The organism is Komagataeibacter europaeus LMG 18890 (genome assembly GCF_000285295.1).
Taxonomy (GTDB): domain Bacteria; phylum Pseudomonadota; class Alphaproteobacteria; order Acetobacterales; family Acetobacteraceae; genus Komagataeibacter; species Komagataeibacter europaeus.
Genome location: NZ_CADP01000026.1, coordinates 25,065 through 37,791, shown reverse-complemented (window position 1 = coordinate 37,791; position 12,727 = coordinate 25,065). Strand labels below are relative to the sequence as shown.

General features: G+C 64.4%; 10 protein-coding genes. 3 read left to right on the top strand and 7 right to left on the bottom strand.

From position 1 onward, the window contains the following. A partial coding sequence (locus GEU01_RS09970) for an IS5/IS1182 family transposase (RefSeq protein WP_019085232.1) occupies positions 1-353 on the top strand: 353 nt, incomplete at its 5' end. 70 nt (positions 354-423) lie between these two features. On the opposite strand, the gene GEU01_RS09965 is transcribed toward GEU01_RS09970, so the two are convergent. Further along, positions 424-1,251 (bottom strand): glutamate racemase, encoded by an 828-nt coding sequence (locus GEU01_RS09965; RefSeq protein WP_019085970.1) that lies wholly within the window; start codon positions 1,249-1,251, stop codon positions 424-426. A gap of 16 nt (positions 1,252-1,267) precedes the next feature. Continuing rightward, positions 1,268-2,029, bottom strand: coding sequence for an orotate phosphoribosyltransferase (locus tag GEU01_RS09960; RefSeq protein ID WP_026018643.1), 762 nt, complete (start codon positions 2,027-2,029; stop codon positions 1,268-1,270). Positions 2,030-2,256: 227 nt separating this feature from the next. Between GEU01_RS09960 and GEU01_RS09955 the strand changes: the two genes are divergently transcribed. Beyond that, entirely contained in the window at positions 2,257-2,511 is a 255-nt protein-coding gene (locus tag GEU01_RS09955; RefSeq protein ID WP_019085969.1) for a hypothetical protein, read from the top strand. Positions 2,512-2,672: 161 nt separating this feature from the next. Here GEU01_RS09955 and gltA read toward each other — a convergent pair whose 3' ends face one another. The 4 genes from gltA to GEU01_RS09935 all read right to left on the bottom strand — a co-directional run bounded on the left by gltA (position 2,673) and on the right by GEU01_RS09935 (position 5,816). After that, positions 2,673-3,971: a citrate synthase gene (gene gltA, locus GEU01_RS09950; RefSeq protein ID WP_019085968.1), complete on the bottom strand. Its 1,299-nt coding sequence runs from the start codon at positions 3,969-3,971 to the stop codon at positions 2,673-2,675. Between the two features lie 219 nt (positions 3,972-4,190). Further along, complete coding sequence (locus tag GEU01_RS09945) at positions 4,191-4,742, bottom strand: SixA phosphatase family protein (protein ID WP_019085967.1); 552 nt, start codon at positions 4,740-4,742, stop codon at positions 4,191-4,193. A gap of 7 nt (positions 4,743-4,749) precedes the next feature. Beyond that, positions 4,750-5,067: a chorismate mutase gene (locus GEU01_RS09940; protein WP_019085966.1), complete on the bottom strand. Its 318-nt coding sequence runs from the start codon at positions 5,065-5,067 to the stop codon at positions 4,750-4,752. Positions 5,068-5,108: 41 nt separating this feature from the next. Further along, positions 5,109-5,816, bottom strand: coding sequence for a metallophosphoesterase (locus GEU01_RS09935; RefSeq protein ID WP_010508041.1), 708 nt, complete (start codon positions 5,814-5,816; stop codon positions 5,109-5,111). Between the two features lie 612 nt (positions 5,817-6,428). Here GEU01_RS09935 and GEU01_RS09930 point away from each other — a divergent pair. Further along, on the top strand, positions 6,429-7,946 hold the full coding sequence (locus GEU01_RS09930; protein ID WP_019085964.1) for an acetyl-CoA hydrolase/transferase family protein: 1,518 nt from the start codon (positions 6,429-6,431) through the stop codon (positions 7,944-7,946). A gap of 233 nt (positions 7,947-8,179) precedes the next feature. Here the strand turns inward: GEU01_RS09930 and GEU01_RS09925 are convergent, their stop codons facing one another. Beyond that, positions 8,180-12,715, bottom strand: coding sequence for an AAA family ATPase (locus GEU01_RS09925; protein ID WP_019085963.1), 4,536 nt, complete (start codon positions 12,713-12,715; stop codon positions 8,180-8,182). Between the last annotated feature and the right edge of the window lie 12 nt (positions 12,716-12,727).

The window sequence follows — 12,727 nt, the reverse complement described above, 5'->3', positions numbered from 1 at the left end:
TGGGCAATCTGGTCCGCTTTACGCTTATCCCCGGCCAGCATTACGATACGGTCGGGGTGGCGCCTCTCCTTGAACCGGCTGATTTTGAGGGACTTCTTGCTGACAAGGCGTTCGATGTCCACTGGATCGTGGACACCATACGCGCGCAAGGGGCCCGCGTGGTCATTCCCCAGCGTCGGAACCGCCTCGACAGGCGACCCTTCGATGGAGCCCTGTTCAAGGCACGCCATCTCATCGAGAACTTCTTCTGCAAGCTCAAGGAGTTCAAGCGCATCGCCATGCGAAGCGACAAGACCGACAGATCATTCGCAGCGATGATTTATCTTACCGCCGCAATCATCAATTCGCGTTAATTCCCAACAGGCCCCAAAAAGCTTCGAACAACGCCACCTTTTTGAAAAAAGGCAGCACCCAAAAACTTTTTCAGGAATCGGCCGCCACGCCTTCGCTGAACAGGCACGGTGCATCTGCCGCATAACCCAGCCTGCGCAGGCCGGGCATCAGGGCGGGCAGGTCAGGCGGCATGGCGGTAAAGCAGATCCGTTCGGCCACTGGCGACCGGGACGCGGCAGTCGTGCTGCAGCGGGCCAGAATGCGTGCTGCCTGCCGGGCGACGGCCGGGGCCGGGTCCAGCCACGTGACATGCGTGGGACCGGTTTCCCGCATTGCGTCCAGCAGGAAGGTATAGTGCGTGCAGCCAATCCCGACCACGTCAATCCGGTCCCCGCCCGTCTGGCCAAACAGGCCATCCAGTTCGGTTTTCAGTTGGTGGCGGTCGGGTGATCTGCCACGGAACGCGGCTTCCGCCATGTCGGCCAGTCCCCGCGCGCCATAGGCCAGCAGGGTGCAGTCAGGGGCAAAACGCGTGCTGAGATCACGCAGATAGGGGCGGCGCACCGTGGCGCGCGTGGCCAGCAGGCCGATCGTGCCGGTGCGGGTATGATCCGCCGCCCATTTTATGGGGGGGACGCAGCCTACGAAGGGCACGTCATACGCCGTGCGCAGGCTGTCCAGCGCCAGCGTGCTGGCGGTATTGCACCCCACCACCACCACATCGGGCTTGAGGCGGTCAATGGCCTGGCCCAGCAGGGTGACGATCCGGTGCCGCAGGGGTGCGTCGGGCTGTTCGCCATAGGGAAAGACTGCCGTATCGGCCAGATAATCGACCGCGACCCCCGGCAGGAGATCACGGATATGACCCACGATCCCCAATCCGCCAATGCCGGAATCAAAAGCGAGGATACGCGCCATCGCCCCGTCCGCTGACTCAGGCCCCGGCGTCGCGGCTGGCCTTCAGCGCCAGTGCTTCTTCAGCGCTGCCCACGCCGCCATGCCTGGCCGACCATGCGCAGGGATCTTCGAGGAAGCGGCGGACCTCGGCTGCATCCTTTTCAGAGAAATAGGGCTTGCCCGCGCAGGCTTCCAGCACATCCCACCACGTACACAGCGCATGCAGGCTGATATCCATGTCGGCCAGCGTGCGGTAGGCGCCGGGGAACACACCGTAGAAGAACACGACAAAGGTATGGTCAACGATCGCGCCGGCCTTGCGCAGCGCGTTGGCGAACTGCACCTTGGACGAACCATCGGTCGTCAGGTCTTCCACCAGCAGGGTGCGCATGCCTTCGGGCACGTCACCTTCGATCTGGGCATTGCGGCCAAAACCCTTGGGTTTCTTGCGCACATAGGCCATGGGCGCCATCATGCGGTCGGCAATCCATGCGGCGAAGGGAATGCCCGCCGTCTCGCCCCCCACCACGGCGTCAATGCTTTCGTAACCCACATGGCGGCCGATCTTTTCCACCGCCAGTTCCATGATCTTCTGGCGCGCGCGGGGGAAGAAGATGATGCGGCGACAGTCGATGTAAACCGGGGATTTCCAGCCGGATGTCAGGGTATAGGGCTCATCGGGGCGGAAATTGACAGCCTTGATTTCCAGCAGCAGGCGCGCCGTCATAAGTGCTGCGTCGCGGTCCCATGCCGTGGAGCCTGTTGAAAGTCCAGCCCCGTTCCCCGTGGCGTCGTGCATACCCTATCTCCGGCCAAATGATATGTGGTGTCATCAATGACAGCACAGACGATTAACCGCAACAGATGTGAAAATCCATCTGTCTGCGTGAACTGCGGGCATAATTGCCGAAAAAAGGCGCTGTCGGAAACATAACGTGACCCGATCAGCGGCGTGTGAGGCCATGCGTACCTTGCCCCATGGGGGTATTCGATCTAATATCCCAATACTGATAATCATTCTCACCAATGGGTCATAGCATCGTGTCTGTTGAAAACAGTCGCATCTCTCGCAAGTGCGAGCGTGCCGTAATCACCGCCTATCAGGAACTGCGTGGCGTAGGGACCAGCGATGTGTCGGCTTTCCATGCCTGTACCACCCTGTACCGTATCCACCATCCCGAATCCTCGTTGAACGAGGCACGGCGCCTGGTGTCGGAATGGATCGACCACCACGTGATCCAGAAACGCCCCGGCCCCACGAATGGCTGCGAATGTGACTGATCGGGCACGAAACACGGGACACATTATATAAGGAAAGGGCGGGCCAATGCATGGCCCGCCCTTTTTTACAACGAACACGGGATATGGCAGGCCGAACCGCCACCATTCGTTCACTGTTGCCCTGCCGGGCGGATGGTGCATCCGCCCGGAAGGGGTTTCACTCAGCCCCGCTTGGCAAACGGCACGAAGTCGCGTTCCGGTGAGCCGGTGTAAAGCTGGCGGGGACGGCCGATGCGCTGGCCCGGTTCCTCGATCATTTCCTTCCACTGGCTGATCCAGCCTGTGGTGCGGGCGACCGCGAACAGCACGGTGAACATGCTGGTGGGGATGCCCATGGCCTTGAGGATGATGCCGGAATAGAAATCGACATTCGGATACAGGCTGCGCTTGACGAAATATTCGTCGTGGATGGCGATCTTTTCCAGTTCGATCGCAAGGTCCAGCAGCGGATCGTCCTTGATCCCCAGTTCGCCCAGCACTTCATGACAGGTCGCCTGCATGATCTTCGCGCGCGGGTCGAAGTTCTTGTACACCCGGTGGCCAAAGCCCATCAGGCGCACGCCGCTGTTCTTGTCCTTCACCTTGGCGATGAATTCGGGAATGTTGTCCTTGTGCCCGATTTCAGCCAGCATTTTCAGCACGGCTTCGTTGGCGCCGCCATGGGCCGGCCCCCACAGGGCCGCGATACCGGCGGAAATGCACGCAAACGGGTTGGCCCCGGTGGAGCCAGCCAGACGCACGGTGGATGTGGACGCATTCTGTTCATGGTCCGCGTGCAGGATCAGGATACGGTCCATGGCGCGCGCCAGGACGGGGTTGATCTTGTACGGCTCGCTGGGAACGGCGAACATCATGGACAGGAAGTTTTCCGCATAGGACAGGTCGTTGCGCGGATAGATGAAGGTTTCGCCCTGCGTGTATTTGTACGCCCATGCCGCAATGGTCGGGATCTTGGCGATGATGCGCATGGCCGACTGGTAGCGCGTGGTCGCGTTCGAGACATCCAGCCCTTCATGATAGAAGGAGGACAGTGCGCCCACCGTGCCACACAGGATGGCCATGGGATGGGCGTCACGACGGAAACCGTTGAAGAAATTGCGGATCTGTTCGTGCAGCAGGGTGTGGTGCTTGATCGAGTTCACAAACCCGTCGTACTGCGCCTTGTCCGGCAGCTCGCCGTTCAGCAGCAGATAGGCCACTTCCATGAACGTCGCCTGTTCGGCCAGCTGCGCGATGGGATAGCCCCGATGCAGCAGGATGCCCTTTTCACCATCAATGAACGTGATCTTGCTGGAGCATGAAGCGGTTTCGCCATAACCGGGATCATAGGTGAATACCCCGGCCTGCGCCGGCAGCTTGCGGATGTCGACGACATCCGGCCCCAGCGTGCCTGACAGTACCGGCAGGGCAACATCCTTGCCATTCAGCGAGATTGTGGCGCTTTTTCCGGACTCGCTCATCTACAACACTCCTCTTGGGTGCCGACCTTGCGCACATTGGGGCAGGGCGGCACATGTCTCCAACCTCCGGGCATCCTGTCGTTCGTGCGACAGTTGGTAAGTGTGCCCAAATTTATTTACCCGTGCGCCGCATGGGCGGCGGTCAGCGGGCCTCGGGTCTGACGATAGGAACGAAAGCCCCGTCGTGGCAATCCGTCCCCCCCGCCTGCGGCAATGACATTATTGGCAAGACAGGTCGGTCAGGCGGATATCCCCGTCACCCGCCTGATTCCATGCCCGCATGGCGGTAAAGCAGGCCATCGAGGCCGGTGGAAAGCCCTGATGCAGGGCATTTTCCAGCCCCGGCGGACAGTGGCGCGCAGCCCAGTGCGCAACCAGCGCCTGCAGGCCGGGGTTGTGGGCTAGTATCATGATATTGCTAGCTTTATCCGGCACCTCATACAGCAGGTCACGGATGGTTTGCGGTGCCGCGTCATACAGGGCGTTCACATATCGGATATCGGGTTGCCGATCGCCATAAAATGATCCGATCGCGGCCAGTGTCTGGCGCGTCCGCACCGCGGGGCTGACCATGACCAGGTCCGGCGCGAAGTGGCGCGCCCGCAGCAGCGCGCCGCAACTGGCGGCAGTCTGGCGGCCATGGGCGGTCAGGGGACGCGCAAGGTCCGCCTGCATCCCCATTTCCCCGAACGGGGCGGGGGCGGCCTGCGCATGGCGCATCAGCACCATTTCCCGGACCGGGGCGGGGCGGCCTGCCTGCATGTCGGGCATCAGGGGATTACCGCCCTTCGCTGGCGGCAATGGCTTCATGGTGGCGGATGACCTCGCGGATGATGAAGGCGAGGAATTTTTCGGCGAAATCCGGATCCAGCTGGGCGGACCTGGCCAGCTGGCGCAGGCGCGCGACCTGACGGGCCTCACGCGCGGGGTCGGCGGGGGGCATGTGGTTGGTCGCCTTCAGCTTTCCCACCGCCTGCGTATGGCGGAAACGCTTGGCCAGCATGTAGATCAGGGCCGCATCGATGTTGTCGATGCTGCGGCGCAGTTCTTCCAGCTTCGCCTGCGCGGCGTCCTGTGTGGCCTGGGTGGTGTTCATGGGGAAAGGCTCTCCTGAAGTATGGGAATGCATATGGTCTGCTAAAGGATGGGGGGCAGGTCGATCCATGCCAGGTGGCCACCCTTGCCCGCGCCGGTATCGGTAAAGATGGCGCGCCCGCCCATCCGGCCATGCCTGACCCAAGGCCGCCCGTCGGTGGAGCGGCGGTCATGCCCGCAATACACCGTATAGCCCGCGGGAATGTGATCGACCCAGTTCAGCCGCCGTTCAGGATAGCCGTCCTTCTGCATCCGGCCCGTCGTCTCGCCAAACAGGGCGCGCGACAGCAGGGGGGTGACGGTGCCCAGTCCCGGCGGCGGCAGTTCGCCCAGCATGCGGACATGGAAGCCGCCATGCACGAATATCGACTGCCCCAGCACGATCCAGGCGGGCGCGCGCGACAGGTCCGCCAGCGCGCGCTGGGATACGTCGCTGTTTTCCTCGGCCATGAACTGGGTCAGGGTTTCCATCAGTGGCGGGTCGCGCCGCATCTTGCGGCCCTGTAGCGCACGGGCCAGCTTGCGGTCATGGTTGCCCAGGATGAACAGCCCGCGCCGTTCATCAATCAGCCGCTGCATCAGGCGGAAGGCCCCGGCGCTGTCGGGGCCGTAATCCACCAGGTCACCCAGCTGTATGACAAACCGGTCCGTCGCGGCGGCGTGGCGGAAGGCGTGCAGGTCGCCATGCACGTCCCCCACCACGCGCAGGGGACGACCGGCCAGCAGGTCCGCCAGCGGGTGCGCCGGCATCGTGACCTGGGGTAACGGGTAATCCCTCGCCGGGGCGGGCGGGGACGTGCCTTCCCGTGCCATGACAGGCCTGTGAGAGGGAAATCGACGTCTCAAACGAAAATCCTCTCCTGTCTTTATGGCGGTGCCGTGTGCCGGGGTCCCCTGATTGGGTCTGGTTGCCTATTATTCACAAGATTGGCCGCCTTTGCACTAGGAGATGGCCAGGAATGTATCTTTAATGACACAAAACGGTTGCATGCAGGTAACGACATTCCAGCTGGCTGACGGAGTATATTGCCAAAAATACATACCAAAAATACACCCTGCGCATATCCCGTCCGGTGATGGAGCAAACGTGAAACCCATCACCGGGGTCCGGGTGCGGTGTCACACTCTTTTGTTGTGACGTCGCCTGCCGGAGGGAGAACAGATGATGGCGTCATGCCGAAGTGGAACGCAGTGTCGGCGCATGTGGTGCAATGGGAATACCCACACCGCACGCAATGGCTGGGCAGATCGGACAGGTGCCAGCAGGATGGGGACAACGCAAGCCCCCGCCAGACCGTGGCTGAGGCATACGACATATCCGGCGCAGGCCGGACATAACGATAAGAGTTTGAGGGAAAGTTCATGATCGACCACACCCGAATCCGGAATGCGGCGCTCCGGGCCAAGATCACCACCGCCGAGCAGGCGGCGTCCCTTGTCCGACCGGGCAGCACGGTTGGCGCCAGCGGCTTTACCGGCGCGGGTTACCCCAAGGCCGTGCCGCAGGCGCTTGCCGCCCTGATGGAGCGCGAACATGCCAAGGGTAACGAATACCGCATCCGGCTGCTGACCGGGGCGTCCACCGGGCCGGAACTGGATGGCGCGCTGGCCAAGGTCAACGGCATCTCCTTCCGCATGCCTTACAATTCCGATCCCGGCCTGCGCGCGCGCATCAACAAGGGCGAGACGGAATACCTGGACATGCATCTCAGCCATGTCGCCCCCATGGCGTGGGCAGGATTCTTTGGCGAGATCGACACCGCCATCATCGAGGCCACGGCCATCCGCGAGGACGGCAGCATTGTCCCGTCGTCTTCCGTCGGTAACTCCAAGACATGGCTCGACACCGCCAAGCAGGTGATCATCGAGGTCAATAGCTGGCAGGACGCGGCGCTCGAGGGCATGCACGACATCTGGTACGGCGCGGCCCTTCCCCCGCACCGCCAGCCCATTCCGCTGCTGCGTCCCGATGACCGCATTGGCGGCACGTCGCTCAAGGTGGACCCGGCCAAGATCGTGGCGATTGTCGAAACCAACGCGCCCGACCGCAACGCCCCGTTCTCCCCACCGGACGAGACCGCGCGCGGCATCGCGGGCCACCTGATGGAATTCTTCCGCCACGAAGTGAAGATGGGCCGCCTGCCGCCGTCGCTGCTGCCGCTGCAGTCCGGTGTGGGCAACGTGGCCAACGCCGTGATGGGCGGGCTGGAAGAAGGGCCGTTCAACGACCTGACCGCCTATACGGAGGTCATTCAGGACGGCATGCTGGGCATGCTGGAAACGGGCAAGATGCGGGTTGCGTCGGCCACGGCGTTCTCCCTCAGCCCGGAAGCCGCGGAATCGCTCAATGCCCGCATGCGTGAATTCCAGAAGAAGATCATCCTGCGCCCGCAGGATATCAGCAACCATCCCGGCCTGATCCGTCGCCTGGGCTGTATCGCCATGAACGGCCTGATCGAATCGGATATCTACGGAAACGTGAACTCGACCCAGATCATGGGTTCGAAAATCCAGAACGGCATCGGCGGTTCGGGTGATTTCGCCCGCAACGCCTATATTTCCGTGTTCATGACGCCGTCCACCGCCAAGGGTGGCAAGATTTCCGCCATCGTGCCCATGGCGTCGCACGTTGACCACATCACGCAGGATTCGCAGGTGCTGGTGACCGAACAGGGCCTGGCCGACCTGCGTGGCCTGTCGCCCAAGCAGCGCGCGGAAGTGATCATCGCCAACTGCGCCCATCCCGACTACCGCCCGATGCTGCAGGATTACTACAAGCGCGCCCGCGCGGGTTCGTTCGGCCAGCAGTCGCCGCACCTGCTGAACGAAGCCCTGTCGTGGCACCAGCGCTTTATCGATACCGGCAGCATGATGCCGTAATCACAGGCGCTGTTTCCCATGGAAGCATGAAGCCTGCGGGAAAGGCGGCGGATGGTGACCGCCTCTTTCCCACACCGGCATCCGGTTCAGGATAAAAGAGGCCTGTGGGATAATGGTTCCCACAGGCCTGTTCTATTTCGCACTGGATGCCTGTTTGAAAATCAGAAGTTCTTGGCGAAGCTTTCTTCAAAAAAGGCGGTGCCCGGAAACTTTTATTTTTTAATAACAGTGTTTTATGCGGTGGGCGTGTCCACCATCTCGGTCGCGCGTTCCAGATCGACCGACAGCACGCGGCTGACCCCGCGTTCCTGCATCGTCACGCCATACAGCCGGTCCATATGCGCCATGGTCAGCTGGTGATGGGTCACGACAAGGAAGCGCGTGCCCGCTTCGGCCACCATGTCACCCAGCAGGGCGCAGAAACGGCCCACGTTGGCGTCATCCAGCGGGGCATCCACTTCGTCCAGCACGCAGACGGGCGCGGGATTGCAGCGGAAGACCGCGAAAATAAGCGACAGCGCCGTAAGCGCCTGTTCCCCGCCCGACAGCAGGGACAGCGTCGCCAGCTTCTTGCCCGGCGGCTGGGCATAGATTTCCAGTCCCGCCTGCAGCGGGTCATCATTGCCCACCATGCCCAGATGCGCCTGCCCGCCATTGAACATGCGTGCGAACAGGGACTGGAAATGCTGGTCGATCTGGGAAAACACGGCCATCAGCCGCTCGCGTCCCTCGCGGTTCAGCTGGCCGATCATGCCGCGCAGGCGGGCGATGGCGGATTGCAGTTCGTCGCGTTCGTGCAGGATGGTGTCGATCTTGCCCGATGCGTCCTGTGCCTCGATTTCGGCACGCAGGTTGACGGGGCCCAGTTCGTCACGCTGGCGGGTCAGGCGGGCGACCTTGCGGCGCAGGCCGGTTTCGGCGTTCACGCTCAGATCCGCCGGCACCACACCGGCGGGTGGCTGCGATTCCGCCTGTAACTGTTCCAGCAGCACCTGCGCCTGCTCCCGCCTGCCTTCAGCGCGGACCAGTTCCTCACGCGCGGCGGTCAGGACTTCCTCCGCCGTGCGGCGGCCTGCCTGCAGTTCGCTCTGGCGGTCCTGCGCCTGCTGTAATGCCGTCGCCGCCACGTCGTGGCTTGCGGCATACTGTTCCAGTTCGGTCGCGATCGCATCCCGCCGCGCACGCACCGCCACGGGTTCCGGGGCCAGGCGTTCATGTTCGGCCTGTGCGTTGTGCAGTCGGGCCAGGGCTGCTTCGGCCTCCAGCGTGGCGGCCTCGACACGGGCGGTCCATTGCGCCAGTTCCTGTGCTGATGCGTCAAAACGCTGGCGCAGGCTGGCTTCTTCCGCCTGCAGTTGCGCCACGGCGTCGCGGCGTTCATGTTCCTGTGCGCGCAGGGCATCATCGTGCGTGCGCAGTTCGCCCAGTGCGTGTTCCAGCCCGGCAATGTCAGGCAGGGCCGCCAGCCGCGTCCGCGCATTTTCCACCGCTTCATCCGCCTGCGCCACCGCAAGGGACAGGTCCGCCATTCGTGCCCGGCGGGCTTCCAGCCGTGCGCCGGTTTCGCGCATTTTCTGTTCCAGCCCCGCGCGGGCCGTGCGGGCGTGTTCCAGTTGCGTGGTGGTGGCTTCCACCGTGTCGCGTGCCTGGCGCAGGGCCTGTTCCGCCTCACTGGCGGCGGTCGTGGCCTGCCGTGCCGCCCCTTCGGCAAGGTCGGGGTCGGGCAGGGTCGCCAGCTGTTCGCGGCGTGTGGCCAGTTCGGCCGCCAGCGCGTCGCGGTCGGTTTCCAGCCGGGCCAGTTCGGGCTGCATGGCCTGTAGGCGGGTTTCGGCCTCGCTATGGCTGGACATGGTGGCCTGCATGGCCTGACGGGCCTGTTCCAGCTTCGCTTCGGCCTGCTGGCGGGTGGTGCGCAGCCCGCTTTCATGGGTCTGCGCCTGGGCCACCTGCGTGCTGGCGGCTTTCTGTGCCTGTTCCAGCCGGGCCAGATCCGGCAGGCTGGATTCGTGCTCCTGTGCGCGGGTGCAGGCGGCCTCGGCTTCCTTCAGGGCGGCGGCGGCCGTGTCCTGCTGCACGGCAAGCGTGTCGATCTGGGCCGTGATGGTGGCATGACGCCGTGACAGGTCGGCTTCCTGCGTGCGGGTGGTGCCCAATGTGCTTTCGGCACTGGTGCGCGCCGTACGGGCGGCTACCAGTTCCCGCGCCGCCTGTTCGCGGGCCGTGGCGGCAGTGCTGGCTGCCTGTTCCAGCGCCGGAATTTCGGTACGCGCCTGCTCCAGTTCCGCGCGCAGTTCACGCAGGCGGCCAAGCTGCTTCAGCCGCAGGGCCGCGCGTCCGGGCAGGTTGGGGGCCTGTACATAGCCATCCCACCGCCACAGCGCGCCATCGCGCGTGACAAGGCATTGCCCCGGCATAAGGCTGGCCTGCAATGCTGTCCCATCCATGCCATCGGGCAACAGCCCCGCAGCCCCCAGCGCACGGTACAGGGCGGGCGGCGCGTTCAGCAGGGCGGAGAGCGGCTGGATTCCCGCGGTGGGGAAGGGGGCGGGCGTGGTCGTGGGCAGGTCGTGCCATTCACGCGGGGCCTTGCCTTTCAGCGTGGCGTTCAGCCCATCTGACAGGACAACGGCCAGCGCGGTTTCCAGCCCGGTCGGCACATGCAGGCTTTCCGCCAGGGTCGTCCCGGATTCGGGGGCGTCCGTATCGCTGTCGCTTTGCAGGGCGCGGGCAAGGCCGTCGGCTTCCGCTTCCAGCCCCGACAGGGTGGCGCGCGCCTGTGACAGGCGGCTGGCGCAGGCTTCGTCTTCCCGCGTGGCAGAGACACTGGCGGTCTCGATGGCCGCCATGTGTTGCTGTGCGGCTTCCAGCGCGGCCTCGGCGGCTTCACGTCTGCTGACAAGGGTGTGCAGGTCCGCATCCTGTCCCGCCTGCGCGCGCAGGCGTTCCATGCTGGCGGCCAGCGTGTCCACCTCGCCCTGCGCGCGCTGCCGGGCCGCCCGCGCCGTGCGCAGGGCTTCCTGCGTGGTCTGGCGGGTGGCGCGGGCATCCTTCAGGCGGGCATTGGCCTGTATTTCGGCCTGTGTCGCCTGTGCGCGGGCTTCTTCCGCATTGCCCAGTTCCGCGCGGATGGCGCTGAGCGTGGCTTCCGCCTCGGCCACCACCTGTGTCAGGCGCTGGCGTTCGGTTTCGGGGACAAGGCTGGCGCGGGCCTTTTCCACATGCGCGCGCACGCTGGCGATATTGCGTTCCAGCGCATCCAGCCGGTCGCGCACCGCATTGGCGTCATGCGTCGCCTGTTCATGCACGCGGCGGCTTTCGGTGGCGGCATTGCGGGCAAGGCCAGCCTGCAGCACGGCTTCCGAATGGGTGTGGGTCGCGGCTTCACGCGTGGCCAGTGCATCGGTCGCACACTGTTCGGCTTCGATGATCCGCGCATCATGTTCGGCAATCGCGGCTTCGGTCGGCATGGCGGCCTCAAGGTCCGCGATTTCGGTGGCCAGTTCCGTGTGCTGGGTGGCAAGGCGTTCGTGCGTGGCGATGGCGCCATCCAGCACTTCGCGCGCCTGCGTGGTCTGAAGCTGGGCTTCGCGCAGGGTCGTGGTGGCCTGTTCCACGCGTCCGGCCATGTCTGTCATGGCCTGCGCCAGCGCGGCGCATTCAGCCTGTGCTGTCGTGCACAGGTCGGGCAGGGCGGACAGGCGTTCTTCCACCTGCGCGCGTTCAGCCACCAGCCGGTCGCGCATGACGGTGGCGTCATCGCGGCGGGCAAGGGCGGCGGCCTGCGCGCTTTCGCATTCGCTCAGCCGCGTGCGGGCGGCATCCAGTGCGGCTTCGGCACGGGCCAGTTCATCGGCAATGGTTTCGGCGCGCACCTTGAAACGTTCCAGTTCGGTGCGCCGGGTATCCAGTTCGTCGCGCAATGCGGGCAGGGTCTGGGTGATTTCGTAATCCGCGATAACCGCGCCTTCGGCGACCTCCTCGGCGGCCTTCAGGTCGCACCGTGCCGCGTGCAGGGCGGTTTCGCCATCGGCCACGGCCTTGTGCGCGCGGGCATGCAGTAGCGCAAGCAGGGCGACTTCCGATTCCCGTAGTCCCTGTGACAGTTCACGGTAATGGCCTGCCTGCTCGGACTGTTCCTGCAGGTCACCCAGCCGGGCCTCAAGCTGGATGCGCAGGTCTTCGGCGCGGGCCAGGTTGGCTTCGGTCGCGCGCAGCTTCAGTTCGGCTTCATGCCTGCGGCCATGCAGGCCGGTAATGCCGGCGGCTTCTTCCAGAATGGTGCGGCGTTCTTCGGGCCGCGCGTTGACCAGCGCGGACACGCGGCCCTGGCTGACGATGGCCGAAGAACGCGCCCCCGACGCCAGATCCGCAAACAGCGTCTGCACGTCGCGCCCGCGCGTGGTGCGGCCATTGATGCGGTAGCCACTGCCTGCACCCCGGTCCGCGCGCCTGCACACCTGCAGTTCGTCCTGCCCCTGAAAGGGGGCGGGGGCGACCTCGGCCGCTCCCTCCAGCGTCAGGGTGACTTCCGCCATGTTGCGTGCGGCGCGCGCGGTGGTCCCGGCAAAGATCAGGTCGTCCATTTCCCCGCCGCGCAGCGAACGGGCGTTGGTTTCCCCCATGACCCAGCGCAGGGCCTCGACCACGTTGGACTTGCCACAGCCATTCGGCCCGACAATGCCCGTCAGCCCCGGCAGGATATCGACGGAAACCGGGTCGGCGAAGCTTTTGAACCCTGCGATGCGCAGCCGGACGAAACGGGCGGTCATGATGGCGTGGTC

Excerpts from the sequence above, each read along its gene's own strand:
- GEU01_RS09965 (WP_019085970.1), bottom strand. The coding sequence starts at position 1,251 with ATGGCGCGTATCCTCGCTTTTGATTCCGGCATTGGCGGATTGGGGATC.
- GEU01_RS09960 (WP_026018643.1), bottom strand. The coding sequence starts at position 2,029 with ATGCACGACGCCACGGGGAACGGGGCTGGACTTTCAACAGGCTCCACG.
- GEU01_RS09955 (WP_019085969.1), top strand. The coding sequence starts at position 2,257 with ATGGGTCATAGCATCGTGTCTGTTGAAAACAGTCGCATCTCTCGCAAG.
- gltA (WP_019085968.1), bottom strand. The coding sequence starts at position 3,971 with ATGAGCGAGTCCGGAAAAAGCGCCACAATCTCGCTGAATGGCAAGGAT.
- GEU01_RS09945 (WP_019085967.1), bottom strand. The coding sequence starts at position 4,742 with ATGCCCGACATGCAGGCAGGCCGCCCCGCCCCGGTCCGGGAAATGGTG.
- GEU01_RS09940 (WP_019085966.1), bottom strand. The coding sequence starts at position 5,067 with ATGAACACCACCCAGGCCACACAGGACGCCGCGCAGGCGAAGCTGGAA.
- GEU01_RS09935 (WP_010508041.1), bottom strand. The coding sequence starts at position 5,816 with ATGCCGGCGCACCCGCTGGCGGACCTGCTGGCCGGTCGTCCCCTGCGC.
- GEU01_RS09930 (WP_019085964.1), top strand. The coding sequence starts at position 6,429 with ATGATCGACCACACCCGAATCCGGAATGCGGCGCTCCGGGCCAAGATC.
- GEU01_RS09925 (WP_019085963.1), bottom strand. The coding sequence starts at position 12,715 with ATGACCGCCCGTTTCGTCCGGCTGCGCATCGCAGGGTTCAAAAGCTTC.